The sequence below is a fragment of the Pseudomonas sp. GW821-FHT07G10 genome, assembly GCF_059418545.1.
Genome location: NZ_JBWKQB010000006.1, coordinates 1 through 25,703, shown reverse-complemented (window position 1 = coordinate 25,703; position 25,703 = coordinate 1). Strand labels below are relative to the sequence as shown.

Sequence of the window (25,703 nt, the reverse complement as noted above, 5' to 3'; positions counted from 1 at the left end):
CCGCGATTCTCCTCATTGAAGGTGTCTGAACATGAGCTTCCACCTGATCATCGGCGACAAACTCTATTCTTCCTGGTCCTTGCGTGGTGCGTTGGCGCTTGAACTGACCGGCACTACTTACACCGAAGAACTGATCAAACTGAACCAGCCTGACACCCGTCAGTTGCTCCTCAAGCATTCGCCTACCGGCAAAGTCCCTCTACTGAAAACCGAGCACGGCACCATTGCCGACTCGCTGGCGATTGCCGAATACCTGGTCGAGCGCTTTCCAGAGGTCGATTTGTGGCCGCGTGACATCGCCGCCCGTGCCCAGGCGCGATCCGCTTGCGCGCAAATGCACAGTGGTTTCTTCGGGATGCGCGGCAATATGCCGTTCGACCTGAGCCACGATGCTCCACTGTCGCCGATGCCACCTGAAGCGCAGGCCGATATCGAGCGCATGCTGGCGCTGTGGGCTGAATGCCGCGCGGCCGCTACCGAGCCCGGGCCTTTCCTGTTTGGTCGGGTCAGCCTGGCGGACGCATTCTTTGCGCCGATTGCCGTGCGTTTGCGCACCTATCGGGTGGCCTTGCCGGCGGTCGATGCGGCGTATGTCGAAACGATTTACCAATGGCCAGCCTTCAAGGCCTGGCAGAAGGCCGGTTTAGAGGAAGTAGTACGGTGAAACGAGTACATGTGGCTGCGGCCGTTATCCGTGATAGCAACGGCAAGATTCTCATCGCCCGACGTGCCGACACTCAGCATCAGGGTGGCCTTTGGGAGTTTCCCGGCGGCAAGGTCGAGGCGGACGAAGCGGTGGAGACGGCGCTTGCCCGCGAGCTGCAGGAAGAGTTGGGCATTGTGGTCAGCGCGGCTCGACCGTTGATCAAAGTGCAACATGACTACCCGGACAAGCAGGTATTGCTGGATGTCTGGGAAGTCTCAAGCTTTACCGGCGAACCTCATGGCGCCGAGGGGCAACCCTTGGCCTGGGTGGCTGCCCGGGATTTGACGGGCTATGAGTTTCCGGCTGCCAACCAGCCGATTGTCGCAGCGGCCCGTTTGCCGGGTGAATACTTGATCACCCCTGACGGTCTGGAAACCCCGGCCTTGCTACGGGGCATACAGAAAGCCATCGCCGGTGGCATCAAACTGATTCAGCTGCGTGCGCCAAACGGCTATGACCCACAGTACCGCGACCTGGCGGTGGATGCGGCGGGTCTGTGTGCGGGCAAGGCGCAATTGATGCTCAAGGGTCCGTTCGAGTGGCTGGGAGACTTCCCGTCCGCAGGTTGGCACGTGACGTCGGCACAATTGCGCAAGTACGCCAGCGCCGGTCGACCATTGCCCGCGTCGCGCTGGCTGGCGGCTTCTTGCCACAATGCCGAGGAGCTGGCCTTGGCTGAACAGATGGGCGTGGACTTCGTCACGCTGTCGCCGGTTCAGCCTACTCAGACTCACCCGGATGGGCAGCCGTTGGGTTGGGATCTGGCGGCACAGTTGATCAGAGGCTTCAACAGGCCGGTGTTTCTGCTCGGCGGTGTTGGTCCGGCCGAGCGCCAACGCGCCTGGGAAAGCGGTGCGCAGGGCGTGGCGGGGATTCGGGCGTTCTGGCCTGAGGCTTGATTCTGTGGTGTAGCCACTGGCCTCATCGCGAGCAAACGGAACGCCGCCCCTGACTAAACCTCAGGCTTCGCCGCCGCTTCCCAAAGAATCTCGGCAACACCCTGACGTTTAGCGATCAAACGAGCGGCAACAAACAGCAAGTCCGACAGCCGATTGACATACGCCAGGCCAACCCCGGTCAGCGGTTCGACGGCGTTCAAATGCTGGCAACGTCGTTCGGTACTGCGGGCCAGGCTGCGGCACATATGCGCTTGTGCGATCAACGCCGAGCCGCCGGGCAGAATGAAATTCTTCAGCGGCCCCAGCTCTTCATTCCAGCGATCGATTGCCGCCTCCAGGCGTTCGACTTCACCCAAATTGAGTGCCTGATACACCGGCATCGCCAACTCGCCACCCAGGTCGAACAAGCGATGCTGGCAGGGCGCCAGGACTTCAATCACCTCGGTCAATCCTGGACACTCGCGGCTTTGCTCGGCCAGTGCGGCCAACAACAATCCCAGCTGGCTGTTCAAGGTATCGACTTCGCCAATGGCCTCGACTCGCGGATGGTCCTTGGGCACCCGACGTCCGTCGCCCAGACCGGTTTCACCTTTGTCGCCGGTGCGTGTGTAAATCTTCGACAAGCGAAAACCCATGCTCACCTCTCCAGTTGACTGAGTTCGTGGGAGGCGAGCTGGGTGCCCGCCAATGGCAGGCGCAAGGTGACACAGGTGCCTTGGCCCAGGGTCGACTGTACTTCCATCTGACCCTTGTGGTTGTTGGTGATGATGAAGTAGGAAACCGACAGCCCAAGCCCGGTGCCCTGGCCGATTTCCTTGGTGGTGAAAAACGGTTCGAAGGTGCGCTTGCGCACGTTTTCACTCATGCCTATGCCGTTGTCTTCAACCTGAATTTCCGCCCAGGGCGGATTCAAGCGGGTGCGCAAAGTGATCCGCCCTGGTTCTCTATCGTCTTCACGCTGGTGAATGGCCTGCGCAGCGTTTTTCAGCAGGTTGAGCAGCACTTGCTCCAGCTCGTTGGCGGTGCCCGGAACCGGGCCCATCTGCGGGTCGAACTGGCGAACGATAGCTTGGCCCTTGAAGTCGAAACCGATGGTCAGATCGAAGTCGTTGCTGGCAATTTCCACCGCTTGGTCGATCAATGCCGGCAGATCGCATGGAGCCAACTGGCGGTTGCTACGGCGGCTGAAACTGAGCATGTGCGTCACGATTTTCGCTGCGCGTGCTCCGGCTTGCTGGATGCCGTCGAGTAACTGTGGCACCTCACGGCTTTGCAGATAGCGGTTGACTGTCTCCAGCTGGATGCCGATCTGCTCGGCTTGTTCGAGGTTCTTCGGCAAGTCCGACGACAAACGGCGGCGAATGTTCTGAACATTGTGCAGGATCGCCCCCAGAGGGTTGTTGATCTCGTGGGCCATGCCGGCGGCGAGGCCTCCGACCGAGAGCATCTTCTCCGATTGCACCATCATTTCTTCCAGAGACAGACGCTGGGTGATGTCATCGATCCGGATGACCACCCCGCGTCCGGCACCGCCCATCAACGGGTAGAAGGTCAGGGCGTAGTGCCTGGCTTCATCGTCCTTGACCCAGGTGACGCGCTCGATTTTGGCCACGGTGTGCTGTTCCACTGTTTCCTTGAGTTGTGGCAGGAACGGTTTTAGCGGCTCGAACGCAAGGAAGATCGGTTGATTCAGGGCTTCGTCCAGACGGGTTCCGGAAAGGGCGCTGGCTTCCTGATTCCATTGGGTCACGTAGAGTTGTTCGTCCAGCGCGATCAGCGCCGAGGGCATCGAGTCGATGATGCTGTTGAGGTAGTTTTGGAAACCAGTGAGTTTCTTCTCGATCTTGCTCCGAACCTGGACTTCCAGTTCCAGCTTGCGATTGGTGTGACGGGTCTCTTCGGCAAGTCCCTGGGCCTGGTCATAAGCTGCCTGGGAATCGTCCCGTGCACGTTTGAGCTGTTGCTCACGGGCTTCGATCCGCGAAAGCATGGTGTTGAAGGCTTCGGCGAGGCTGCCGATTTCATCGTGATTACCGCGAGCGGCGCGCAAGGCGTAGTTTTCCTCGCGGGTCACTTGTCGGGACAGCTCTTCGAGTTGGTGGATCGGCTGGGTGATCAGGCGCTTGATTTGCTGGGCGATCACCAGCCACAGCAGCACACTGAAGATCAGAATCCCAAGACTGGCAGTCAGGGTGCCTGTGTAGAACGCCATCGGCAGTTCGCTGCTGGCCACCAATAGCAAATGCCCTGGCGGCTGGCCGGGGCGGGGCAGGGTGATCAGCTGATTGCTGCGAAACTCGGTCACTTGCCAGGCTTCAATATGCCGATAACGCTCTGGTAGTTTGAGCCGTTCGCCGTGTTGCAATTGCGCCAGGCGTGCGCCTTTGCTGTCGTAGAGCGCCGCAGCGCGTAATGGCGAATAGCTGTTGAGCTCATTGAGCAGATTTTCGGCGCTTTGTGGCGAGTCCAGCGCCTGCGCGGCCAGGCTCGGATTGGAGATCAATCGACCTATGGTCTGCAAGGCCTGTGGTGCCATGCTTTCCTGGGAGATCCAGTAGGCGGCGCTGATAAACGTCAGGTTGGCGACCAGTAGCACGGTGATTAGCAGAACCAGCAGGGCCGCGAACAGTTTCTGGCCGACGGGAAGGTTTTCAAGGCGCTGGCGCAATGGCATTGAGGTTGTCACTGAAGAGGAACAAGTGGGCAGCGTAGCCGCTGCTCAGTCGCTGGGCAATCCGCGCGTGCGCAGGTGCTCGATCAGCCGCTGTTGTACCTGATTGAGGTGGGGCAGGGTCAGCTGATGTCGAGACGCAACATTGCAGGCATGACCCAGCAGGTAGCTGATTTCGGTCCTGCGGCCGTTGGCGACGTCCTGATACATCGACGAGTAATTGGCCGCAGTCGCCTGAATGACTCGCTCGACTTCGTGTTGCAGATCTTGCGCTGCTGCCGGCTGGCCGCAACGCTCCAGTAGTTCAGTCAGCTCGGCGCAGAGGGTGGCGACCTCGCAGTGATGTTGCAGCAATCCACCGTTACGGCAGTCGTGCAACACGGTCAGCGGGTTGATGGCGCAATTGAGCGCCAGTTTTCGCCAGAGCCGAGTGAGGATATCCGCGCTCCACTCATGGGGGATGCCGCCCGCGCTCAGATCATCCAGCCAGATTGGCGGGGTAGGGTGGCCGGCATCACCGAGCCATGTATAACCGTGGCCGGCGAATACCACACGCCAATCGCCATCGCGAAACGCACCTTCGGTACTGGAAGCAAAAATGCAACGCGCCTGCGGGACCCGCGCCGCGACCGCGTCCTGACTGCCCAGACCGTTCTGTAACAGAATCAGTTCGGCATCGGGAGTCAGGCGGGGCGACAGTTGTGCGACGGCTTTTTCGGCGTCGTAAGCCTTGCAGGCTACGAGCAATCGGGTGATAGGCTCGCCACTGTCGACGGTTTCACCGGGGATCTCGTAGAACTGCGCTTCACCTTGCTCCACCAGCGTGAGCCCGCCTGCTGCCCGGTAGGCCTGCAAGCGTGCCTGATCGCGCAGAATCAGTCTGACTGGCAAGCCGGCCCGGGCCAGGCGTGTAGCCCACAAGGTGCCGAGGCTGCCTGCGCCGAGAACGTGCCAGGTGGTCGACATCAGCTTTTTGCTCTGTTTGGCACACGCATGCGAGGCTCACAGTGAAGGAGAGGAAAGACCCGTTATAATGAGCCGGCACTTTAACCGCAAGCCTGGCGTACTCCATCTATATTGAGCGGCGCCCTTTTGACATTGGAGAAATTACATGCCGTCGTTCGACGTGGTATCCGAACTGGACAAACACGAAGTTACCAACGCGGTCGAGAACGCCGTCAAGGAGCTCGACCGTCGCTATGACTTGAAAGGCAAAGGCAGCTTTGAGTTCAAGGAAAAAGATCTGGTCGTCAACATGACCGCTGAAGCTGACTTTCAGTTGGAAGCAATGATCGAAATCCTCAAATTGGCGCTGGTCAAGCGCAAGATCGATGTGCAGTGCCTCGAGCTCAAGGACGCTTACGCTTCCGGCAAATTGATGAAACAGGAAGCGACCCTCAAGGAAGGTATTGATAAGGAGATGGCGAAGAAAATCGTCGCTCATGTCAAGGACGCCAAGCTCAAGGTTCAGGCGGCCATTCAAGGTGAGCAGGTGCGTATCACCGGCAAGAAGCGTGACGACTTGCAGGAAGCGATTGCCGCACTGCGTGCCAAGGAGTTCGGTATGCCGCTGCAGTTCAACAATTTCCGCGACTAGCCAGCGTTCCGGGAACCTCCTGGCGTTATCGGCGTCCGAGGCCCGTGGAATGGCAGAATCGATTGAACTCAACTAGTTTCAATCGTTCTGCCGGTCGGTATTGCGAGCCGGGGACCCGGTAATAAGGAGAGATAGATGGATTTGAATGCTGAAGTGGACAGCCTGGTCAAGGCGTCCCAGGCCTGGATTCCGAGGGTCATGGAATACGGCAGCCGTGTGCTGCTGGCGGCCATCACACTGGCGATCGGTTGGTGGTTGATTAACAAACTGACCCATAAAGTCAGCAAGCTGCTGGCCTTGCGCAATGCCGATCAGGCCTTGCAGGGTTTTATGAGCAGCCTGGCGAACATCATTCTCAAGGTACTGCTGATCGTCAGCGTGGCCTCGATGATTGGTATCGAAACCACCTCGTTCGTCGCGGCGATCGGCGCGGCGGGCCTGGCGATTGGTTTGGCATTGCAGGGCAGCCTGGCGAACTTCGCCGGCGGCGTGCTGATTCTGCTGTTCCGTCCCTTCCGTATTGGCGACTGGATCGAAGCGCAGGGTATCAGCGGCACAGTCGACAGCATTCAGATCTTCCATACCGTGTTGCGCACCGGTGACAACAAGACCGTCATCGTACCCAACGGCAACCTGTCCAACGGCATCATCACCAACTACAACCGTCAGCCGACCCGTAAGGTCGTGCTTGATGTAGGTGTTGATTACGAAGCCGACTTGCAGAAGGCTCGTGAGGTTTTGCTTGAACTGGCCAACGACGGGCGAGTGCTGACCGATCCGGCGCCAGTGGCTGTGGTATCGACGCTGGGCGACAGCTCGATCACCGTTTCTTTGCGTGTCTGGGTGAAAACCGCGGATTACTGGGATGTGCTGTTCCACTTCAATGAACAGTCCCGTGATCGCCTGAAGGCGGCGGGTATTAATGTTCCGTTCCCCCAGCGAATGATGCGTGTGGTTCAGGAAGTCGCTGCGCGGTAACGTCGCTTGTTATGACTTGGCTGTTCGGTCAAGTATCAGTGTTGAACTCAAGGGGCGATCAGCCCCTTGAGTGTTTTACCCCTCCGGTAATTGTTCCTTACAGGCAAAAACACTTTGGGTGATACCAGGCATGAAGTGTGGGCAAATGGTTTGTTCAGGAGGGGGGATGTTTGGGTTGCTGTTTTATACTTAGCTAGCTTGCTATGTAGTTGCAGCGAAGAGAACCGCAATGGCGTCGTAATAAAAAAGCCGCTCACCTGAATCAGGTGAGCGGCTTCTTAGTAGAGCCGGGCTCTAAATTGCTGTGTTGCAGGTGTTACAGGATGCTCAGCGGGTACTCAACAATCAGACGAGTGTCGTAGAGGTTGTCGCTGTAACCACGGAAAGCCTCGTTGTTGTGGTAGTTAGCGAAGCGCACACGGAAGGACAGGTCTTTGGCCGGGCCTTCTTGCAATACATACTTGGACTCGACGTTCCACTCGTACTCTTTGCCTTCACCCAGACCGTTGGTGGTGATGTTGTCACCTTTGACGTAACGGGTCATGAAGCTCAGGCCAGGAACGCCGTAGGTCGCCATGTTCAGGTCGTAGCGAGCTTGCCAGGAGCGTTCGTCACGGCCCACGAAGTCGGAGATCTGAATGGAGTTGGCTACGAAGATTGTGCTGTTACCATCGACACCGTAGTAGTAACCATTGTCACCGCTGGAGCGTTGGTGAGCGATGGTGAACTTGTGAGCGCCGAGGGTATAGGCAGCTGCCAGGCTCCACAGTTTGTTGTCTACGCCTTTGGTGCCGTCGCCGATCATGTCAACCTGGTCGCCGCGCTTGTCGCCTTCGGTTTTATAACCGTTGAAGTCGAAGTTCAGGGACTGGCTGTCTGCGATTGGCAGGGTGTAGTTCAGGTTGATGTACTGCTTCTTGAAGTACTCATCAACCTTGGAAGCAGCCAGCGCACCGGTGAAGTTATCGGTGAAGGCATAGCTTGCGCCGAAGATGTTGGCAGCAGTCAGACCTCTGCCGCCATTGCCGTTAGCATCCGCAACACCGCCGATGCTGTCCTTGCCCATGCCGGTTTGCTTGCTCAGGGCGGTGAAACGACCTGCGCTCAACTCAAGGCCTTTGATCTCTTTGCTGGTGATCAAAGTACCTTCGGCAACTTCTGGCAGCAGACGGCTGTCATCGGTAGCGAATACTGGGCTGGCAACGAATTGACGGCCGTATTTCAAGGTGGTGTCGGAGAGACGGAACTTGACTGCAGCGCCAGCCTTGGACTGGGTTTTTTGCTCTCTGCCGTCGCTACCTACCGCGAACAGGCCGTTGCCTGCGCGACCTGCGCCGCCGTCAAGTTTGGCGGAACCCATGGCCATAGCGTCAACACCGACGCCGATGGTGCCTTGAGTGAAGCCGGACTCGTAGGTCAGCAGTTCGCTGACACCCGTGTCCTGACGATAGCCACTAGTTCCCGACGTTGGGTTGCTAGCGCCGTGCTTGTAATCGCGGTTCATGTACTCCATACGAGTCTTGGCTTTCAGGCTGCTGTCTTCAACAAAGCCCTTGGCGTCGTCCTGGGAGGACGCGATTGCGAACTGCGAGGTGCCTGCTGAAACAGCCAGTGCGATCATGCTCCACTTCATCACGCGCATCGTGATTTGCTCCTTTGGTTTTTAGAAGAGTACTGCCGTCCCGCCTGTTCTATTATCCGGGCGGCTCTTTCTTTTTGTGTCGGCGCAAACTTATATCACGCTGACAATGTTGGCGATACTTACGTATCTATCCTTTTGGCTTCTTCACGAGCGTGTCGCAAAATGCTCGGTCGATGTCGCATATCTGTAGTCCCACTGTATCCGGACTGACAACTTCAGTACTGCCTTCGAAGGCCGGAGCATAGGTAAAATGGTTCTATGTCCAGGCAGTGAAATCTTCATGGGCGACCTTGCCACTATTATTATTTGTCTGAAAGTACCACTTCCAGCAGGCACCTTTTCGACGATGTGGGTGTGAATGCAACAACCGTGCACAAACACGTTTTCTGCTACCGATTTTTTCTACTACCGCGGATGGAGCTACAGAAGCCTCATGAAACCGGGGTTTCAAGATTGCTTTGTTTGAGCTTGACGGCGCTATTTTCCTCGTGTTGTACCCAATGAAAATAGCGCGGCAACCAAAAATGTTACCGGTCCACACTCTGAGTGAGTAAACGGCGGATGTTCGACGCACTCAGCGTAGACGTATTGTACGGTTTTGGTGCAAAACTTCATCAGCGGTGGGCAAGATTAATACAGGGGGGACGACAGATGCAAAGTGGCGCCCCCGGCTTCTGGTGGTCATTTTTTTAACGTGCGGCTATTCATTGATCCTTGATTGGGCGATTGGGCGAGAAATGTTCCATATTGGGGCGTCCTTGGGCTGGACGGGGAGATTGCTGTTTGCGCAAGGGCGGTTGTTCGCCGTGAAGGGCGTGCCAATCGCAGGTATGCTGCTGTTCTGTCGCTTGGCGAGCAGCCGATTGAGTTGGGCGCTAAGCTGAAAACTGATGAACTGAGCGGGAGTGCGCGCGGTGTTCGCTTTAGATCCACGACTTCAACAAGACACGGTACCGATCGGGGACTTCCCCTTGTGTCGGTTGCTGTTGTCCAACGATTCGAATTACCCCTGGTTCATCCTGGTACCGCGTCGCGAGGATATCAGTGAGTTGTTTCAGTTGGATGCGGCGGATCAACAGCAGCTATGGCAAGAAACCACGGCATTGGCAGAAATGCTCAAGGACTCGTTCGATGCGGACAAGTTGAATGTTGCAACCTTGGGTAATGTGGTCAGTCAACTGCACATGCACGTTATTGTGCGTAAGCGTGAAGATGCCGCATGGCCGGCACCGGTCTGGGGTAAACATCCGGCAAAACCTTACAGTGCAGAGCAGGTATTAGCTGTTCGCGAGCGGCTGCGATTGGTGTTGACTGATGATTTTCAGTTTCTGGAGGGCTGAGCAATGAGCTCTGAAGCGAGAATTACCGAGTTGGAAAGTCGGCAGGCTTTTCAGGATGACACGATTCAACAGTTGAGCGATGTGCTCGCCACACAGCAACGGGTGGTCGAGCGTTTGCAATTGCAGATGGCCGCGCTGCTCAAACGCCAGGAAGAAATGGCCGGGCAGTTCGAGTCTTTCGAGGAAGACGCTCCGCCGCCGCATTATTGATTGCTCTGGATGCCTCAACAGGCAGCCATAAAAAAGCCGCGAGCAGCCTGGCTGCTCGCGGTTTTCTTTTTTTGCAGGGATAGGGGGGCTGAAATCAGCGGCGCGGCAAAGCAGCGATCACGTCTTCAGCTTGAAGGCCTTTATCACGGTTCATGACGGAGAACTCCACGCGCTGGCCTTCGACCAGGACGCGATGCCCTTCACCCCGGATAGCACGGAAGTGCACGAAAATATCATCACCGGAGTCGCGGGAAATAAAACCGAAGCCTTTAGAGGTGTTGAACCACTTGACGGTGCCGGTATCGCGATTGGTCATGTCGTAACTTTGTGGGGCAGCTGCTGGCGACGGAGTATAGAAACTGATGGCCAGGTGCAGGAGAACGGCGATCAGTGCAGTCAGAAGGCTGACCAGGATGGCCGGTTGGCCACCAATTACTGGCAGAGGAGCGAGCAGCGTAAGGATTTGCAGGACGACAGCAAGCACCAGCAGAGCGCTGACCAGATTTTGCAGTTGATAACGGGGGCCTTTGTTCCAGTAAGGAATAACCGGAGCGAGGGTCAGGTTGAGCAAGCCGAAAAACGCCAGATAAAGCGCGTCGGGTTGTTGCAGGTAAGGTACGGCTTCGGATCGCAGGCTAGGGATAAAGGACAGCAGCAGGGCTGCAGCGCCCGTTAGCAGATGGACGATTTTCAACATTTTGATTAACTCACGTTAAGACGGATCACAAGGAAGAGCTGATTGCGAACGGTTCGCTTCTGAACAATATGAGGCGCTGGACACGTACGCGGCATCAGCCTATGCGCTGCAGTCAGAGAAATGGACTTCAGCGACACATCCCTATTTAACAGCAAAGCCGGGCCCTTCTCAAATCAGGCGCTGCCGCCAAATGTGCCCGTTGAACGCCGGCCTGGAAGTTGTTGCGCCCGTTTGTCTTGTAGAGGCTCGTTCTAGACGGGTGATCAGGATTTTCAGGCTGCCCGCAGTTTTTTCACCGGCAGCTGAAATCGGTCGTTGTCCTGGCGTTCAGAGGTCACAGCGCTTGCCGAGCGAATTCGGGCTCCTGGTTTTCCAGCCCCGGGATCTTCCCGTTGCTTGATAAAGCCAGTGATGAGCCGACGGCGGATCTGCTGACCCAGCGTATGCAGGTCGATGAAAAGACCGCGTGGATGCTGCGCTCGTTGCTGGGTCATGGCTGATGGTCTCAAGCGCTCTGGCGCGGTGGCCGCATAGCTTGAGCAGCAGGCGTTGCCAGCAGCTCTATAGGGATGAACGCCAACCCGTGCAGTCATACGGCTGCACAGGCTCGATTTAATGGATATAATCGCGCCCTTTGCTGCGTAGCCCGGGCTATTCGTGCGGGCGCGGGCTGTAGAATTGATTGCCGAGACAACTCCATGCCCATGTACGACTATCAATGTGCTTCCTGCGGTCATCAACTGGAAGCCATTCAAAAGATCAGCGCGGCGCCGCTGGTCGACTGCCCTGCCTGCCAGGCGCCTGAGCTGAAAAAAATGCTGTCCATGCCCGGGTTCCGCCTCAGCGGTACCGGCTGGTACGAGACTGACTTCAAGACAGGTTCGAAGAAGAATCTGGCCGGCGGCGACAAAGCTGATTAAGTTGAACGACACGCGCGAGCTCTTGCATCATCAGGCACCTTATTGAAGTGCGGTGGTGCGGCAAGACCTCCAATCGAATTTCGAATTACGAGAAGTGAAAACACTACCATGATGCGCAGCCATTATTGCGGCCAACTGAACGAAAGCCTGGAAGGTCAGGAAGTTACCCTTTGCGGATGGGTCCACCGTCGTCGTGACCACGGCGGGGTGATTTTCCTCGATATTCGTGATCGTGAAGGTCTGGCCCAGGTGGTGTTCGATCCGGATCGCGCCGAAACCTTCGCCGCCGCCGACCGTGTGCGCAGTGAGTACGTAGTCAAAATCACCGGTAAGGTGCGTCTGCGTCCGGCGGGTGCCGGCAACGCCAACATGGCTTCCGGTGCTATCGAAGTGCTGGGCTACGAGCTGGAAGTGCTGAACGAAGCGGAAACCCCGCCGTTCCCGCTCAACGAATACTCTGACGTTGGCGAAGAAACCCGCCTGCGTTATCGCTTCATCGACCTGCGTCGTCCGGAAATGGCCGAGAAGCTGCGTCTGCGTTCGCGCATGACCACCAGCATCCGTCGCTACCTGGACGAGAATGGCTTCCTTGACGTCGAGACGCCGATCCTGACCCGTGCCACGCCAGAAGGCGCACGTGACTATCTGGTGCCGAGCCGTACTCACGCAGGTAGCTTCTTCGCCTTGCCGCAATCGCCGCAGCTGTTCAAGCAACTGCTGATGGTTGCCGGCTTCGATCGTTACTACCAGATCGCCAAGTGCTTCCGTGACGAAGACCTGCGTGCCGACCGTCAGCCGGAATTCACCCAGATCGACATCGAAACCAGCTTCCTCAACGAAGCCGACATCATCGGCCTGACCGAAGGCATGATCCGCAACCTGTTCAAGGAAGTGCTGGGTCTGGAATTCGGTGAGTTCCCGCACATGACCTGGGACGAGGCCATGCGTCGTTACGGTTCCGACAAGCCGGACCTGCGTAACCCGCTGGAACTGGTTGACGTTGCCGACCAGCTCAAGGAAGTCGATTTCAAGGTCTTCAGTGGCCCGGCCAACGACCCGAAAAGCCGTATCGCCGCTCTGCGCGTTCCGGGCGGGGCGAGCATGCCGCGCAGCAAGATCGACGACTACACCAAATTCGTCGGCATCTACGGTGCCAAGGGCCTGGCGTACATCAAGGTCAACGAACGCGCCAAAGGCGTTGAAGGCCTGCAGTCGCCAATCGTCAAGAACATCCCTGAAGCCAACCTCAATGTGATCCTCGATCGCGTTGGCGCAGTTGATGGCGACATCGTGTTCTTCGGTGCCGACAAGGCCAAGATCGTCAGCGAAGCCCTGGGCGCGTTGCGGATCAAGGTCGGTCACGACCTGAACCTGCTGACCTGCGAGTGGGCACCGATGTGGGTCGTCGACTTCCCGATGTTCGAAGAGAACGACGACGGCAGCTTCACCGCATTGCACCACCCGTTCACCGCGCCGAAGTGCACGCCAGAAGAGCTCGAAGCCAACCCGGCGACCGCGCTGTCCCGTGCCTACGACATGGTGCTGAACGGCACCGAGCTGGGTGGCGGTTCGATCCGTATCCACCGCAAGGAAATGCAGCAATCGGTATTCCGTCTGTTGGGTATCAGCGAAGCGGAACAGGAAGAGAAATTCGGCTTCCTGCTCGACGCCCTGAAATACGGTGCACCACCCCACGGTGGTCTGGCTTTTGGTCTGGACCGTCTGGTGATGCTGATGACTGGCGCCCAGTCGATCCGTGAAGTGATCGCCTTCCCGAAAACCCAGAGTGCTGCCTGTGTCATGACTCAGGCACCGGGTCTGGTGGATGCCAAGGCATTGCGCGAACTGCACATCCGTCTGCGCGAACAGCCTAAGGCTGAGTAAGATCGACCACAAAGGCGTATCGATCGATGCGCCTTTGTGTCAGATCCAGATTGTGTTGCCCGCTCGCCTTCATGGGCGTGCGGGCATTGTTTTAAAGAGAATTCGGAGCGAGTTATGGCAGGTCATTCCAAGTGGGCGAACATCAAGCACCGCAAAGAACGTCAGGATGCCAAGAAGGGCAAGATTTTCACCAAGTGGATTCGTGAACTGACTGTCGCGGCCCGTCAGGGTGGCGGTGACCCGGGTTCCAACCCGCGTCTGCGTCTGGCGCTGGACAAGGCCCTTGGCGCGAATATGAGCCGTGACATTATCGATCGCGCGGTTGCCCGTGGTGCCGGCGCTGCCGACACCGATGACATGGTCGAGCTGAGCTACGAAGGCTATGGCCCGGGCGGCGTAGCGGTGATGGTCGAGTGCATGACCGACAACCGCAATCGTACCGCAGCGGCTGTACGCCATGCGTTCAGCAAATGCGGCGGCAACCTGGGGACCGACGGTTCGGTGGCTTATCTGTTCGAACGCAAGGGGCAGATTTCCTTTGCGCCAGGCGTTGATGAAGATGCGCTCATGGAGGCAGCCATGGAAGCCGACGCTGATGACGTGGTCACCAACGAGGACGGCTCGATTGACGTGTTTACCTCGTTCGCCGGTTTCTACTCCGTGCGTAATGCCTTGGAAACGGCCGGTTTCAAAGGTAATGACGCGGAAATCGTGATGTTGCCGACCACCAGCGCCGAACTGGACCTGGAAGGTGCCGAAAAAGTCCTCAAGCTGATCGATATGCTTGAAGACCTGGATGACGTGCAGAACGTGTACTCCAACGCGGACATCCCGGAATCGGTGGCCCAACAGCTCGGCTGATCGACCCCGTCACTGCAGGAGCCTGGCTTGCCAGCGATGAGGCCCTTGAGCCTTGCGCCGGTCTTCAGATTGCCATCGCTGGCAAGCCAGGCTCCTACGGGTCAAGTGTCGGTCTTCCGTTATGTTTCGCCGACGCTGCCTGTTCCATGTCGGCCTCATTCTCTAAACCCGCAGGCGTTATGACTTTAATTCTTGGTATCGACCCCGGTTCACGCATTACCGGTTATGGCGTGGTACGCGATACCGGCCGTGGCTGCGTGTACGTGGCCTCGGGCTGTATTCGTACCGGCAGCGGCGAGTTACATGAACGGTTGCAAATTGTTTATCGCGGTGTGCGCGAAGTCATTCAGACCTACGGTCCGGTCACCATGGGGATCGAAAAGGTCTTTATGGCCCGCAATGCTGACTCGGCCCTGAAGCTCGGCCAGGCTCGCGGCGCCGCCATTGTCGCCGGTGCCGAAGAAAGCCTGGAAATCGCCGAATACACCGCAACCCAGGTCAAGCAGGCGGTAACCGGGACCGGTTCGGCGAATAAAGAGCAGGTGCAGATGATGGTCATGCACATGCTGAAACTGACCAGCAAACCGCAAATCGATGCCTCGGACGCCCTGGCAATCGCCATTTGTCATGCCCACACCCGCTCCAGTCTGTTACCTCATGGTCTGGGCACGGCTCGCAGTCGCGGCGGTCGCCTTCGCCTCTGATCTGATAGCATCAGCCCACTCATTTTGTCCGCTGAGCGTTTTGCGCCTGTCCTGTCGGCGATCACGCTCACTTTGTTACCCGTAAGCCAGATCTGGCCAACGCTTAAGGATTTGAAACGTGATTGGACGTTTGCGCGGCACCTTGGCTGAGAAACAGCCGCCGCACCTGATTCTGGATGTAAACGGCCTGGGCTATGAGCTGGAAGTGCCGATGACCACGCTCTATCGACTGCCGTCGGTCGGAGAGACGATCGCCTTGCACACCCATTTGGTCGTGCGCGAAGACGCCCAATTGCTCTACGGTTTCATTGGCAAGCGTGATCGCGATTTTTTCCGTGAGCTGATCCGCCTCAATGGCGTGGGCCCCAAGCTGGCGTTGGCCTTGATGTCGAGCCTTGAAGTCGATGAATTGGTGCGCTGCGTGCAAGCGCAGGACACTTCAGCGCTGACCAAAGTGCCGGGAGTCGGCAAGAAGACCGCCGAGCGTCTGCTGGTGGAGCTCAAGGATCGTTTCAAAGCCTGGGAAACCGTGCCGAGCATGTTCGCGCTGGTGCCAAACCAGCCGGACGCGCCCGTACCCGTTGCCACCGCCGAAAACGATGCGGTCGCCGCGCTGATCTCCCTGGGCTACAAACCACAGGAAGCCAGCAAGGCAGTTTCCGCCATCAAGGAAAAAGGTTTGAGCAGTGAAGACATGATTCGCCGAGCCCTGAAGGGAATGATTTAAGTGATTGAAGCTGATCGTCTGATCGCCGCCACGGGTGGCCCCCGTGACCGCGAAGAAGTCCAGGACCGGGCGATTCGTCCCGTCAGCCTGGCCGAGTACATCGGCCAACCGACCGTTCGCGAGCAAATGGAACTGTTTATCCAGGCCGCCCGTGGGCGCAACGAGTCGCTCGATCACACGCTGATCTTCGGCCCGCCGGGTCTGGGTAAAACCACCCTGGCCAACATCATCGCCCAGGAAATGGGCGTGTCGATCAAAAGCACCTCGGGTCCGGTACTTGAGCGTCCGGGTGACCTGGCGGCGCTGTTGACCAATCTTGAACCCCATGACGTGCTGTTCATCGATGAGATCCATCGGCTGTCGCCCATCGTCGAGGAAGTGTTGTACCCGGCCATGGAAGACTTCCAGCTCGACATCATGATCGGCGAAGGGCCGGCGGCGCGTTCGATCAAACTCGACCTGCCGCCATTCACCCTGGTCGGTGCCACCACTCGCGCCGGGATGCTGACCAACCCGTTGCGTGACCGCTTTGGTATCGTTCAGCGTCTGGAGTTCTATAGCACTGCGGATCTGGCCACTATTGTCGGTCGCTCGGCCGGGATTCTCGGCTTGCCGCTGGACCCGGAAGGCGCGTTCGAAATCGCTCGCCGGGCCCGCGGTACGCCGCGGATCGCCAACCGTTTGCTGCGCCGGGTGCGGGATTTCGCGGAAGTGCGGGCCAAGGGGCACATCACCAAGCCGATTGCCGACCTGGCGTTGAACCTGCTGGATGTCGATGAGCGTGGTTTCGACCATCAGGACCGACGCCTGTTATTGACCATGATCGAGAAGTTCGATGGTGGCCCGGTGGGGGTGGACAGTCTCGCGGCGGCCATCAGCGAAGAGCGGCATACCATCGAGGATGTGCTTGAGCCATATCTGATCCAGCAGGGCTACATCATGCGCACCCCGCGTGGGCGAGTGGTGACCCGGCATGCGTACCTGCATTTCGGTTTGAACACTCCTGCGCGCATGGGTGAGATGCCCGTGGCAGACGAGTTTCTGGATGCCATAGACGATTAATGAACCCTTCGCGTTGATTTTTTCGCCGATTGCGTGGTCCCAAAGGCTGGCATCGCGATGATTTTGCAAGAAAACGCGTTCGAAAATGAAAAACAGTTGCCTGGCCGGATTGGCAACCTGAGGAGTAAGCACTAGAGTATGCGCGCGCAAAACGGGCTGGAGTCGTTCGCACATCGTTGTCGCGTTTATTACGAGGACACCGATGCCGGCGGCATCGTGTATTACGTTAATTACCTTAAGTTTATGGAACGGGCTCGAACCGAGCGGCTACGCGAACTGGGCTTTGCCCAATCGCAGCTTGCAGGGGAGGACCTGTTGTTCGTCGTGCATTCCAGCGAAGCGCGCTATCACGCGCCGGCGCGACTGGATGACGAGCTTCTGGTAAGTGCTGAAGTAATCGAATTGAACCGCGTCAGCCTGCGCTTTAAACAGCAAGTCAGGCGGGCTACGGATAATGCACTGCTCTGCGAAGGGCAGTTTTTGGTGGCCTGTGTGCGCACCCATAGTTTGAAACCCCGGGCCATTCCCGAAGCTCTACGTGCGGCCTTTGCCGACGTGAGCGGCGCGGGTACACACTCAGAGCAGGAGATAAAGCGTGGAAGCTAACGTCGTCGACCATACCTCCATGTGGAGCCTGGTCAGCAATGCCAGCGTCGTGGTGCAGTTGGTAATGCTGATCCTGGTAGCCGCATCGGTGACCTCGTGGATCATGATCTTTCAGCGCAGCAACCTGTTGCGCGCCGGTCGCCGTGCCCTGGAGGGCTTTGAGGAGCGCTTCTGGTCGGGTATCGACCTGTCGAAACTCTATCGTCAGGCCGGTAGCAACCCGGACCCGGACTCAGGCGTAGAGCAGATTTTCCGTGCCGGTTTCAAGGAGTTCTCCCGTCTGCGTCAGCAGCCAGGCGTTGATCCGGAAGCGGTCATGGAAGGCGTGGCGCGTGCCATGCGCGTGGCCATTTCCCGCGAAGAAGAAAAGCTCGAGCAGAGCCTGCCGTTCCTCGCCACCGTGGGTTCCGTCAGCCCGTACATCGGTCTGTTCGGTACGGTCTGGGGCATCATGAACTCCTTCCGTGGTCTGGCGGCTGCCCAGCAAGCGACCCTGGCCACTGTGGCTCCAGGTATCGCCGAAGCGCTGGTCGCGACCGCTATCGGTCTGTTCGCAGCCATTCCTGCGGTAATCGCTTACAACCGTTTCGCCGCTCGCAGCGAAACCTTGATCGGCCGTTACTACACCTTCGCCGATGAGTTCCAGGCGATCCTGCACCGTAAAGTGCACACCAGCGAAGAATAAGCAGGTAATTCCCAATGGCTTTAATCGCTCGAGCTCGCAAAAAGCGCAAGCCGGTTGCCGAGATGAACGTAGTGCCTTACATCGACGTGATGCTGGTGCTGCTGGTCATCTTCATGGTGACCGCACCGATGCTCAATCAGGGCGTGAAAGTTGATCTGCCCAAGGTTTCCAGCGAAGCCTTGCCGCAAGACAACAACACTCAGGTCCTGACCATTTCGATCAAGGCTGACAAGACCTATTACTGGAACCTTGGCAGCGAAGTCAACACCGACAAGCAGCAGGACAAGGCGATGACCTTGCCGCAGATGACCGACGCCGTGACCAAGATCATTCGCGCCGGTACAGAAGGTGGCAAGCGTACCCAGGTCTTCATCCGCGGCGATAAAACCGTCGATTACGGCTCCGTGATGGGGGCAATGGGTGGGCTGCAGAAAGCCGGGGTCGGTAATGTTGGCTTGATTACCGAGGCGCCCTGATGCACCAACAGCGAGAGCCGTCCGCCTCGGAAAGCTACTTCTGGCCTAGCGTTTGGGCATTAGCCCTGCACGTTCTGGTGTTTGGCATGCTGTTCGTCAGTTTCGCCATGACCCCGGACTTGCCGCCAGCCAAGCCGATTGTCCAGGCGACCCTGTATCAACTGAAATCGAAAAGTCAGGCAACTACCCAGACCAATCAGAAGATTGCGGGTGAGGCGAAGAAATCCGCCGCACGTCAGACCGAAGTCGAGCAGATGGAACAGAAGAAGGTTGAGCAGGAAGCGGTAAAGGCTGCGGAACAAAAGAAAGAAGAGTCAGCTCAAAAGGCCGAGGAAGCGAAAAAGGCCGACGAGGCCAAGAAGGCGGATGAAGCCAAGAAGGCGGATGAGGCGAAGAAGGCTGAACAAGCCAAGAAAGCCGACGATGCCAAGAAGGCTGCAGAAGCAAAAAAGGTTGAAGAGAAACAATTGGCTGATATAGCCAAGAAGAAGGCTGAAGAGGAAGCCAAGAAAGAGGCTGAAGAAGAGGCCAAGAAAAAGGTCGCTGAGGAAGCCAAGAAAAAAATTGTCGAAGACGCGAAGAAGAAAGCCGCGGACGACGCCAAGAAGAAAGCTGAAGCGGACGAGGCGAAGAAGAAAATCGCCGAGGATGCGAAGAAGAAAGCTACTGCCGATGCTGCCAAGAAAAAGGCAACTGACGCGGCGCGTAAATCGACCGAAGAGAAAAAGGCTCAGGCCCTGGCTGATTTGCTTTCCGACAAACCACAGCGTCAACAAGCCCTGGCCGATGAGCGGGGCGATGAAGTCGCCGGCAGTTTCGACGATCTGATTCGTGCTCGGGCAGCGGAAGGTTGGGCACGACCTCCTTCGGCACGCAAGAACATGACGGTAGTACTGCAGATTGGCATGTTGCCGGACGGCACGGTGACTTCGGTGACTGTGGCCAGGTCCAGTGGTGATGGTCCGTTCGACAGTTCTGCTGTAGCGGCGGTCAAGAACATTGGTCGTTTGACAGAAATGCAGGGAATGAAACCGAGCGATTTCGCTCCCTATCGTTCATTCAAGATGACATTCACACCTGAGGATCTAGCCTTGTGAGAAACCTTCTTCGAGGATTGCTTGTCGTTATTTGCTGCATGGCAGGGATAGCGGCAGCGGATGAAAAAAACATTCTGGTCACCAGTGGCAGTGACCGGGCCACGCCGATTGCAGTAGTGCCATTCGGCTGGCAGGGCGGCAGCGTGCTGCCGGACGACATGGCGGAAATCATCGGTAATGACCTGCGCAACTCGGGTTATTACTCGCCAATACCGAAGCAGAACATGATCGGTCTGCCGACTCAGGCCAGCGAAGTCATTTATCGTGACTGGAAGGCTCTTGGTGCCCAGTACATCATGGTCGGTAGCATTGTTCCTGCCGGCGGTCGCCTGCAGGTGCAGTACGCACTGTTCAACGTCGCCACCGAGCAGCAAGTGCTGACCGGCAGCGTGTCAGGCAGCGTCGATCAACTGCGCGACATGTCTCACTACATTGCTGACCAGTCGTTCGAGAAGCTTACCGGCATCAAAGGTGCTTTCTCGACGCGCATGCTGTACGTGACTGCCGAGCGTTTTTCGGTGAGCAACACGCGTTACACCTTGCAGCGTTCCGACTATGACGGCGCGCGCGCAGTGACCTTGTTGCAATCGCGCGAGCCAATCCTGTCGCCGCGTTTCGCACCTGATGGCAAGCGTATTGCCTACGTGTCGTTCGAACAGAAGCGCCCGCGCATCTTCGTTCAGCACATCGATACCGGTCGCCGCGAGCAGATCACCAATTTTGAAGGCCTCAATGGCGCGCCAGCCTGGTCGCCGGATGGCACGAGACTGGCTTTTGTACTGTCCAAAGACGGTAACCCGGATGTTTATGTAATGAATCTGGGGTCGCGTCAGATCACTCGCGTCACCAGTGGTCCAGGCATTAATACCGAGCCGTTCTGGGGTAAGGATGGTTCAACCATCTACTTCACGTCGGACCGTGGCGGCAAGCCGCAGATCTACAAAACCAGCGCAGGTGGCGGCGGTGCGGAGCGTGTGACCTTTATCGGTAACTACAACGCCAACCCGAAATTGTCAGCAGACGAGAAGACGCTTGTCATGATTCACCGTCAGGATGGCTTCACCAATTTCAAGGTGGCGGCTCAGGATTTGCAACGCGGTAGCGTAAAAATCCTAACTGATAGCACTCTGGACGAGTCGCCTACTGTCGCGCCCAACGGCACCATGGTAATCTACGCCACCCGCCAGCAGGGCCGGGGAGTCTTGATGCTCGTGTCCATTAATGGACGCGTAAGGCTCCCGCTTCCTACCGCTCAAGGCGAAGTCAGAGAACCTTCCTGGTCCCCTTACCTGAACTGACGCGGCGCTACACGTTGTACTTAACACATTGGGGTTCATTAGGAGTTTCACGATGGAAATGCTGAAGTTTGGTAAGTTTGCTGCGCTGGCTCTGGCCATGGCTGTAGCTGTAGGTTGCTCGTCCAAAGGCGGCGACAACGCCGGTGCAGGCGCTGTTGATCCAAACGCTGGTTACGGCGCTAACACTGGTGCTGTGGATGGCTCCCTGAGCGAAGAAGCTGCTCTGCGCGCAATCACTACCTTCTACTTCGAATACGACAGCTCGGACCTGAAGCCAGAAGCCATGCGCGCTCTGGACGTTCACGCCAAAGACCTGAAAGCAAACGGCGCTCGCGTTGTTCTGGAAGGCAACACCGACGAACGTGGTACTCGTGAGTACAACATGGCACTGGGCGAGCGTCGTGCGAAAGCCGTTCAGCGCTACCTGGTACTGCAAGGTGTTTCCCCAGCTCAGCTGGAACTGGTTTCCTACGGCGAAGAGCGTCCAGTTGCTACCGGCAACGACGAGCAGTCCTGGGCTCAAAACCGTCGCGTCGAACTGCGTAAGTAATTCGTCATGCGAACGTGCCGTCGTGCTGTAACTGTTTTGGCTCTCAGCCTCATGCCGCTTGCGGTGTGGGCTGCGGTTCCTGTGGTCGATGACAACAACTCCGGTTATAACAATAGCGGGAGCAGTTATCCGCCTGCGGGTTACGGTACGAACGGCGCCTATGCCGGGGGAGGGGTTTCGGCTCCTGTCTCGGCACAGGGTGAGCTGTTCAACCAACTGCAACAAATGCAGGAGCAAATCGCCCGGCAACAAGGTGTGATTGAAGTTCTGCAAAATGATATTGCGCGCATGAAGCAGGAAAACCTGGAGCGATACCAGGATCTTGATCGGCGTATTGGAACCGGCGGCGCACCTGCCGCGGCTCCTGATAATTCTTCTGCTGGTGGCGATGTCAATGCCGCCGGTGCAGCTGCAGCGCCTGCCACTCAGGCTCCTGCGGCAAGTAGCGAACCGGGCGATCCGGCGAAGGAAAAGCTGTATTACGATGCAGCCTTCGACCTGATCAAGGCCAAGGATTTCGACAAGGCCAGCCAAGCCTTCGCCGCATTCCTGCGCAAATACCCGAACAGCCAGTATGCGGGCAACGCTCAATACTGGTTGGGTGAAGTGAACCTGGCCAAGGGCGACCTGCAAGGTGCCGGTCAGGCTTTTGCCAAGGTTAGCCAGCTGTACCCCAAGCATGCCAAAGTGCCGGATTCTCTGTACAAGCTTGCTGATGTAGAGCGCCGACTGGGTCACACCGATAAGGTCAAAGGCATTCTGCAGCAGGTTGTGAGCCAGTATCCGGGCACTTCCGCCGCTCAGCTGGCCCAGCGTGACCTGCAACGTATGTAAGCGTGTAGCTTGTAGAACGTGTAGAAATAGTTACGCCGTTTTGAAGAAACCCGCGCCCATCGCGGGTTTTTTCGTTAGAATTCATACCCTTTTTATGAAACACGCTTCTTGGGATTCGCGCGGTTGCGGGGTTCCTTGAAGTGCCTGACGGAGGCGGACAGCCTGTTTAGCTGTTACGCCCGTGGCGACTATGCAAGACACATTGAGAATCACCGAAGTCTTTTACTCGTTGCAGGGTGAAACGCGGACTGCCGGGCTGCCCACAGTATTTGTGCGTCTGACCGGTTGCCCATTGCGTTGTCAGTACTGCGACAGCGCCTACGCTTTCAGCGGTGGCTCGATCATGTCCCTGGACAGCATCCTCGAACAGGTTGCCGGCTACCGCCCGCGCTATGTCTGTGTGACCGGCGGTGAGCCGTTGGCGCAACCCAATGCCATTCCTTTGCTCAAGCAGCTGTGTGATGCCGGATACCAGGTGTCGCTGGAAACCAGTGGCGCTCTGGATATTTCTGCGGTCGATCTGCGGGTCAGTCGGGTTGTCGACTTGAAAACACCTGGCTCCAAAGAGGCTCAGCGTAACCGCTATGAAAACATCGAGCTGCTGACGCCAAACGATCAGGTCAAATTTGTCATCTGTTCTCGTGAAGACTACGACTGGGCAGTGTCCAAACTGATTCAGTACGGTCTGGATCGGCGTGCCGGCGAAGTATTGTTCTCGCCCAGCCATCATGACTTGAATGCTCGCGACCTGGCTGACTGGGTTGTTGCGGACAACCTGCCAGTGCGCCTGCAACTGCAGCTGCATAAATATCTTTGGAATGACGAGCCGGGGCGCTGAAATGACTGAGCAAATGAATCAACAGCTATCTAATGAGAAGCGTGCGGTAATTCTGCTGTCTGGCGGCCTTGACTCGGCAACTGTCGTGGCCATGGCACGCGCCGACGGTTACAGCTGCTACACCATGAGCTTCGACTACGGTCAGCGTCATCGGGCCGAGCTGGATGCCGCTGCTCGGGTCGCCCGGGATCTTGGCGTCGTCGAGCATAAGGTGATCGGTCTGAATCTGAACGGCATTGGTGGCTCGGCTCTGACCGACAGCTCTATCGATGTGCCGCAAGCGCCAAGCGAAGGCATTCCGGTGACTTACGTGCCGGCGCGCAATACCGTGTTCCTCTCGCTCGCTCTTGGCTGGGCGGAAGTGCTCGGCGCGCGGGACATCTTTATAGGCGTCAATGCGGTGGACTATTCCGGTTACCCGGATTGTCGTCCAGAGTTCATCGAGGCATTCGAGCGTATGGCTAACCTGGCGACAAAGGCCGGGGTAGAAGGGCAGGGCTTCCGTATCCAGGCACCGCTGCAGAACTTGAGCAAGGCCGATATCGTCAAGGCAGGTGTACGACTTGGCGTCGACTACGGGCTGACGGTGTCCTGCTATCAGGCGGATGATAACGGTCGCGCATGTGGGAAATGTGACAGTTGCCGTCTGCGTGCTGAAGGCTTCTCTGCGGCGGGAATCAGCGACCCAACACGTTATTTTTGATTTATTTCATTTAGGGTGTTGAATTCCCGTTAAAAATCAGTATTATACGCGCCACCACACAGCGGGTCGTTAGCTCAGTTGGTAGAGCAGTTGGCTTTTAACCAATTGGTCGTAGGTTCGAATCCCACACGACCCACCATTTTTAGATGTAGATGTTTGAAAATCTGGAAGGCCCACGAAAGTGAGGATTTCCAGATTTTTTTTTGCCCTGGATTTTATCGCTGTCCAATCAGGGCGCTTCACTGTTTTACGCAGGTCAGAATCATCTTTTGAATCCAGCGGATATTCTGTAGCCTTGCGCAGCTGCAATACTGTCCATGCCTGATGGACCCACTCTCCCGGCGGTACCCTGAACGGTCCAGAGCCGGTGGTATACTCGACTTTCGCGCACTAGCGCTTGCAGGTCTTGCGAACATGACGCAAATTTCCGAACGCCTTCTGGTTCAAGCCCACCTCGACGCCAAACAGCCCAAACCGCTAAGCGCCGAAGAGGAAGCCTATTACCGTGCTGCCATCGCTGCTGAGCTCAAGGCTCAGGACGCTGTACTGGTTGCCCACTTCTATTGCGATCCGGTCATTCAGGCTCTGGCCGAAGAAACCGGCGGCTGTGTGTCCGACTCGTTGGAGATGGCCCGCTTCGGCAACGCCCATCCGGCCAAGACTGTGGTGGTCGCCGGAGTGAAATTCATGGGCGAGACCGCGAAAATCCTCAATCCGGAAAAGCGTGTGCTGATGCCGACCCTGGAAGCGACCTGCTCGCTGGACCTGGGTTGCCCGGTGGACGAGTTCTCGGCGTTTTGTGATCAGCACCCTGAGCGCACGGTGGTGGTGTATGCCAACACTTCAGCGGCCGTCAAAGCCCGCGCTGACTGGGTCGTGACCTCCAGCTGTGCACTGGAAATCGTCGAGAGCCTGATGGATAACGGTGAGACGATCATTTGGGGCCCGGACAAGCATCTGGGCACTTATATCCAGCGCCAAACCGGTGCCGACATGTTGCTCTGGGACGGTGCCTGCATCGTTCACGAAGAGTTCAAGTCCAAGCAGCTCGAAGACATGAAGGCGCTGTATCCGGATGCGGCGATTCTGGTTCATCCCGAGTCGCCGACTTCGGTCATCGAACTGGCCGATGCAGTGGGTTCTACCAGTCAGCTCATTGCAGCTGCGCAAAAACTGCCGAACAAGACGTTTATCGTGGCCACCGACCGCGGCATTTTCTACAAAATGCAGCAGCTGTGCCCCGATAAGGTCTTCATCGAGGCGCCAACGGCCGGTAACGGTGCGACATGCCGCAGTTGCGCGCATTGCCCGTGGATGGCGATGAATACCCTTGAGCGCACGCTACAGGCCCTGCGAGAGGGGGCCAACGAGATCTTCGTTGACCCGGCGCTGATTCCCCAGGCCATTCGTCCGCTCAAGCGCATGCTCGATTTTACCCAGGCTGCACGCATGAAGCTGGCGGGCAATGCCTGATCCCTGTAGGAGCCGAGCTTGCTCGCGATGGCGGCCTGACAGCGGGCCTGGCTTCTGCGGATGTACACTGATCCACTGTGTGACTGGCTTGCTGAAGGCGGCCTTACAGCCGGCCTGGCTCTTGAAGGTGTACATATCCATTCCTGCGGTAACGGCTACTTAAGGTTCCGCCCTTATGTATGGACTCGCCCACACTGGCTACCCGCTTTTCAAACACTGCTACCCGGTTGCATTTATGTATAAGG

General features: G+C 57.4%; 27 protein-coding genes, 1 tRNA gene and 1 pseudogene. 24 read left to right on the top strand and 5 right to left on the bottom strand.

What is annotated here, in order from left to right; translation table 11 throughout:
• Nucleotides 1–31: 31 nt before the first annotated feature.
• Entirely contained in the window at nucleotides 32–664 is a 633-nt protein-coding gene (locus AC07O1_RS10135; RefSeq protein ID WP_495012941.1) for a glutathione S-transferase family protein, read from the top strand.
• A complete protein-coding gene (locus AC07O1_RS10130; RefSeq protein WP_494992078.1) occupies nucleotides 661–1,605 on the top strand; it encodes a Nudix family hydrolase in 945 nt (314 codons plus the stop codon). The genes AC07O1_RS10135 and AC07O1_RS10130 overlap by 4 nt, the downstream gene beginning before the upstream one ends.
• 53 nt (nucleotides 1,606–1,658) lie before the next feature.
• Here AC07O1_RS10130 and AC07O1_RS10125 read toward each other — a convergent pair whose 3' ends face one another.
• Genes AC07O1_RS10125 through AC07O1_RS10115 form a run of 3 tightly spaced genes read right to left on the bottom strand, consistent with a single transcriptional unit; the run spans nucleotide 1,659 to nucleotide 5,242 of the window.
• Nucleotides 1,659–2,240, bottom strand: a complete 582-nt coding sequence (locus AC07O1_RS10125) for a cob(I)yrinic acid a,c-diamide adenosyltransferase (protein ID WP_495088680.1) — start codon at nucleotides 2,238–2,240, stop codon at nucleotides 1,659–1,661.
• Nucleotides 2,241–2,242: 2 nt separating this feature from the next.
• Entirely contained in the window at nucleotides 2,243–4,279 is a 2,037-nt protein-coding gene (locus tag AC07O1_RS10120; RefSeq protein WP_494992080.1) for a sensor histidine kinase, read from the bottom strand.
• Between the two features lie 45 nt (nucleotides 4,280–4,324).
• Nucleotides 4,325–5,242, bottom strand: coding sequence for a putative 2-dehydropantoate 2-reductase (locus tag AC07O1_RS10115; protein WP_495088679.1), 918 nt, complete (start codon nucleotides 5,240–5,242; stop codon nucleotides 4,325–4,327).
• A gap of 145 nt (nucleotides 5,243–5,387) precedes the next feature.
• On the opposite strand from AC07O1_RS10115, the gene AC07O1_RS10110 reads away from it, so the two are divergent.
• Nucleotides 5,388–5,873 carry a YajQ family cyclic di-GMP-binding protein gene (locus tag AC07O1_RS10110; RefSeq protein ID WP_489073061.1) on the top strand — a complete coding sequence of 162 codons (486 nt, stop codon included), beginning with the start codon at nucleotides 5,388–5,390 and terminating at the stop codon, nucleotides 5,871–5,873.
• Between the two features lie 135 nt (nucleotides 5,874–6,008).
• Nucleotides 6,009–6,851 carry a mechanosensitive ion channel family protein gene (locus AC07O1_RS10105; protein WP_495088678.1) on the top strand — a complete coding sequence of 281 codons (843 nt, stop codon included), beginning with the start codon at nucleotides 6,009–6,011 and terminating at the stop codon, nucleotides 6,849–6,851.
• A 316-nt stretch (nucleotides 6,852–7,167) separates the two neighbouring features.
• Here the strand turns inward: AC07O1_RS10105 and AC07O1_RS10100 are convergent, their stop codons facing one another.
• Nucleotides 7,168–8,493, bottom strand: coding sequence for an OprD family porin (locus tag AC07O1_RS10100; RefSeq protein WP_495088677.1), 1,326 nt, complete (start codon nucleotides 8,491–8,493; stop codon nucleotides 7,168–7,170).
• Nucleotides 8,494–9,407: 914 nt separating this feature from the next.
• Between AC07O1_RS10100 and AC07O1_RS10095 the strand changes: the two genes are divergently transcribed.
• A complete protein-coding gene (locus tag AC07O1_RS10095) occupies nucleotides 9,408–9,833 on the top strand; it encodes an HIT family protein (RefSeq protein WP_495088676.1) in 426 nt (141 codons plus the stop codon).
• Nucleotides 9,834–9,836: 3 nt separating this feature from the next.
• Nucleotides 9,837–10,043: a SlyX family protein gene (locus tag AC07O1_RS10090; protein ID WP_489073069.1), complete on the top strand. Its 207-nt coding sequence runs from the start codon at nucleotides 9,837–9,839 to the stop codon at nucleotides 10,041–10,043.
• Between the two features lie 94 nt (nucleotides 10,044–10,137).
• Here AC07O1_RS10090 and AC07O1_RS10085 read toward each other — a convergent pair whose 3' ends face one another.
• Nucleotides 10,138–10,740 (bottom strand): cold-shock protein, encoded by a 603-nt coding sequence (locus AC07O1_RS10085; RefSeq protein WP_495088675.1) that lies wholly within the window; start codon nucleotides 10,738–10,740, stop codon nucleotides 10,138–10,140.
• A gap of 383 nt (nucleotides 10,741–11,123) precedes the next feature.
• Here AC07O1_RS10085 and AC07O1_RS10080 point away from each other — a divergent pair.
• From AC07O1_RS10080 to nadA, 18 genes and pseudogenes are all read left to right on the top strand, one after another.
• Nucleotides 11,124–11,240: pseudogene (locus AC07O1_RS10080) on the top strand (DNA starvation/stationary phase protection protein); the annotation flags it as partial.
• Between the two features lie 198 nt (nucleotides 11,241–11,438).
• The gene (locus AC07O1_RS10075) at nucleotides 11,439–11,660 is read left to right on the top strand and encodes an FmdB family zinc ribbon protein (RefSeq protein WP_010457489.1); all 222 of its coding nucleotides are present in this window, start codon (nucleotides 11,439–11,441) and stop codon (nucleotides 11,658–11,660) included.
• A gap of 108 nt (nucleotides 11,661–11,768) precedes the next feature.
• The gene (gene aspS / locus AC07O1_RS10070; protein ID WP_494992086.1) at nucleotides 11,769–13,544 is read left to right on the top strand and encodes an aspartate--tRNA ligase; all 1,776 of its coding nucleotides are present in this window, start codon (nucleotides 11,769–11,771) and stop codon (nucleotides 13,542–13,544) included.
• Nucleotides 13,545–13,658: 114 nt separating this feature from the next.
• A complete protein-coding gene (locus AC07O1_RS10065) occupies nucleotides 13,659–14,405 on the top strand; it encodes a YebC/PmpR family DNA-binding transcriptional regulator (RefSeq protein WP_495088674.1) in 747 nt (248 codons plus the stop codon).
• Nucleotides 14,406–14,584: 179 nt separating this feature from the next.
• Nucleotides 14,585–15,109, top strand: a complete 525-nt coding sequence (gene ruvC, locus AC07O1_RS10060; RefSeq protein ID WP_258699405.1) for a crossover junction endodeoxyribonuclease RuvC — start codon at nucleotides 14,585–14,587, stop codon at nucleotides 15,107–15,109.
• A 118-nt stretch (nucleotides 15,110–15,227) separates the two neighbouring features.
• Complete coding sequence (gene ruvA / locus AC07O1_RS10055) at nucleotides 15,228–15,836, top strand: Holliday junction branch migration protein RuvA (protein WP_495088673.1); 609 nt, start codon at nucleotides 15,228–15,230, stop codon at nucleotides 15,834–15,836.
• Nucleotides 15,837–16,898 (top strand): Holliday junction branch migration DNA helicase RuvB, encoded by a 1,062-nt coding sequence (gene ruvB / locus AC07O1_RS10050; RefSeq protein ID WP_494992087.1) that lies wholly within the window; start codon nucleotides 15,837–15,839, stop codon nucleotides 16,896–16,898.
• A gap of 138 nt (nucleotides 16,899–17,036) precedes the next feature.
• The gene (ybgC, locus tag AC07O1_RS10045) at nucleotides 17,037–17,504 is read left to right on the top strand and encodes a tol-pal system-associated acyl-CoA thioesterase (protein WP_494992088.1); all 468 of its coding nucleotides are present in this window, start codon (nucleotides 17,037–17,039) and stop codon (nucleotides 17,502–17,504) included.
• Nucleotides 17,494–18,189, top strand: a complete 696-nt coding sequence (gene tolQ / locus AC07O1_RS10040; RefSeq protein WP_494992089.1) for a protein TolQ — start codon at nucleotides 17,494–17,496, stop codon at nucleotides 18,187–18,189. The genes ybgC and tolQ overlap by 11 nt, the downstream gene beginning before the upstream one ends.
• A 23-nt stretch (nucleotides 18,190–18,212) precedes the next feature.
• Entirely contained in the window at nucleotides 18,213–18,665 is a 453-nt protein-coding gene (gene tolR, locus AC07O1_RS10035) for a protein TolR (RefSeq protein ID WP_494992151.1), read from the top strand.
• Entirely contained in the window at nucleotides 18,665–19,762 is a 1,098-nt protein-coding gene (gene tolA / locus AC07O1_RS10030) for a cell envelope integrity protein TolA (protein WP_495012947.1), read from the top strand. Before tolR ends, tolA begins: the two co-directional genes overlap by 1 nt.
• Before the next feature lie 38 nt (nucleotides 19,763–19,800).
• Entirely contained in the window at nucleotides 19,801–21,060 is a 1,260-nt protein-coding gene (gene tolB / locus AC07O1_RS10025; RefSeq protein WP_494992152.1) for a Tol-Pal system beta propeller repeat protein TolB, read from the top strand.
• A gap of 52 nt (nucleotides 21,061–21,112) precedes the next feature.
• The gene (gene pal / locus AC07O1_RS10020) at nucleotides 21,113–21,610 is read left to right on the top strand and encodes a peptidoglycan-associated lipoprotein Pal (protein ID WP_123426662.1); all 498 of its coding nucleotides are present in this window, start codon (nucleotides 21,113–21,115) and stop codon (nucleotides 21,608–21,610) included.
• A gap of 6 nt (nucleotides 21,611–21,616) precedes the next feature.
• Nucleotides 21,617–22,444, top strand: coding sequence for a tol-pal system protein YbgF (gene ybgF / locus AC07O1_RS10015; protein ID WP_495088672.1), 828 nt, complete (start codon nucleotides 21,617–21,619; stop codon nucleotides 22,442–22,444).
• 190 nt (nucleotides 22,445–22,634) lie between these two features.
• Nucleotides 22,635–23,282 carry a 7-carboxy-7-deazaguanine synthase QueE gene (queE, locus tag AC07O1_RS10010; protein WP_494992092.1) on the top strand — a complete coding sequence of 216 codons (648 nt, stop codon included), beginning with the start codon at nucleotides 22,635–22,637 and terminating at the stop codon, nucleotides 23,280–23,282.
• 13 nt (nucleotides 23,283–23,295) lie between these two features.
• A complete protein-coding gene (gene queC / locus AC07O1_RS10005) occupies nucleotides 23,296–23,985 on the top strand; it encodes a 7-cyano-7-deazaguanine synthase QueC (RefSeq protein ID WP_494992093.1) in 690 nt (229 codons plus the stop codon).
• A 63-nt stretch (nucleotides 23,986–24,048) separates the two neighbouring features.
• Nucleotides 24,049–24,124: transfer RNA gene (locus tag AC07O1_RS10000), tRNA-Lys, on the top strand.
• 275 nt (nucleotides 24,125–24,399) lie between these two features.
• Nucleotides 24,400–25,458 carry a quinolinate synthase NadA gene (nadA, locus tag AC07O1_RS09995; RefSeq protein WP_494992094.1) on the top strand — a complete coding sequence of 353 codons (1,059 nt, stop codon included), beginning with the start codon at nucleotides 24,400–24,402 and terminating at the stop codon, nucleotides 25,456–25,458.
• Nucleotides 25,459–25,703 lie beyond the last annotated feature (245 nt).

What these genes read in the sequence shown, in the direction of transcription:
- aspS (WP_494992086.1), top strand. Translation starts at nt 11,769, where the DNA reads ATGATGCGCAGCCATTATTGCGGCCAACTGAACGAAAGCCTGGAAGGT.
- AC07O1_RS10065 (WP_495088674.1), top strand. Translation starts at nt 13,659, where the DNA reads ATGGCAGGTCATTCCAAGTGGGCGAACATCAAGCACCGCAAAGAACGT.
- queC (WP_494992093.1), top strand. Translation starts at nt 23,296, where the DNA reads ATGAATCAACAGCTATCTAATGAGAAGCGTGCGGTAATTCTGCTGTCT.
- AC07O1_RS10100 (WP_495088677.1), bottom strand. Translation starts at nt 8,493, where the DNA reads ATGCGCGTGATGAAGTGGAGCATGATCGCACTGGCTGTTTCAGCAGGC.
- queE (WP_494992092.1), top strand. Translation starts at nt 22,635, where the DNA reads ATGCAAGACACATTGAGAATCACCGAAGTCTTTTACTCGTTGCAGGGT.
- AC07O1_RS10115 (WP_495088679.1), bottom strand. Translation starts at nt 5,242, where the DNA reads ATGTCGACCACCTGGCACGTTCTCGGCGCAGGCAGCCTCGGCACCTTG.
- AC07O1_RS10135 (WP_495012941.1), top strand. Translation starts at nt 32, where the DNA reads ATGAGCTTCCACCTGATCATCGGCGACAAACTCTATTCTTCCTGGTCC.
- ybgC (WP_494992088.1), top strand. Translation starts at nt 17,037, where the DNA reads ATGCGCGCGCAAAACGGGCTGGAGTCGTTCGCACATCGTTGTCGCGTT.
- tolB (WP_494992152.1), top strand. Translation starts at nt 19,801, where the DNA reads ATGGCAGGGATAGCGGCAGCGGATGAAAAAAACATTCTGGTCACCAGT.
- AC07O1_RS10090 (WP_489073069.1), top strand. Translation starts at nt 9,837, where the DNA reads ATGAGCTCTGAAGCGAGAATTACCGAGTTGGAAAGTCGGCAGGCTTTT.
- AC07O1_RS10110 (WP_489073061.1), top strand. Translation starts at nt 5,388, where the DNA reads ATGCCGTCGTTCGACGTGGTATCCGAACTGGACAAACACGAAGTTACC.
- nadA (WP_494992094.1), top strand. Translation starts at nt 24,400, where the DNA reads ATGACGCAAATTTCCGAACGCCTTCTGGTTCAAGCCCACCTCGACGCC.
- AC07O1_RS10075 (WP_010457489.1), top strand. Translation starts at nt 11,439, where the DNA reads ATGCCCATGTACGACTATCAATGTGCTTCCTGCGGTCATCAACTGGAA.
- ruvC (WP_258699405.1), top strand. Translation starts at nt 14,585, where the DNA reads ATGACTTTAATTCTTGGTATCGACCCCGGTTCACGCATTACCGGTTAT.
- AC07O1_RS10105 (WP_495088678.1), top strand. Translation starts at nt 6,009, where the DNA reads ATGGATTTGAATGCTGAAGTGGACAGCCTGGTCAAGGCGTCCCAGGCC.
- AC07O1_RS10085 (WP_495088675.1), bottom strand. Translation starts at nt 10,740, where the DNA reads ATGTTGAAAATCGTCCATCTGCTAACGGGCGCTGCAGCCCTGCTGCTG.
- tolA (WP_495012947.1), top strand. Translation starts at nt 18,665, where the DNA reads ATGCACCAACAGCGAGAGCCGTCCGCCTCGGAAAGCTACTTCTGGCCT.
- AC07O1_RS10125 (WP_495088680.1), bottom strand. Translation starts at nt 2,240, where the DNA reads ATGGGTTTTCGCTTGTCGAAGATTTACACACGCACCGGCGACAAAGGT.
- ybgF (WP_495088672.1), top strand. Translation starts at nt 21,617, where the DNA reads ATGCGAACGTGCCGTCGTGCTGTAACTGTTTTGGCTCTCAGCCTCATG.
- pal (WP_123426662.1), top strand. Translation starts at nt 21,113, where the DNA reads ATGGAAATGCTGAAGTTTGGTAAGTTTGCTGCGCTGGCTCTGGCCATG.
- AC07O1_RS10120 (WP_494992080.1), bottom strand. Translation starts at nt 4,279, where the DNA reads ATGCCATTGCGCCAGCGCCTTGAAAACCTTCCCGTCGGCCAGAAACTG.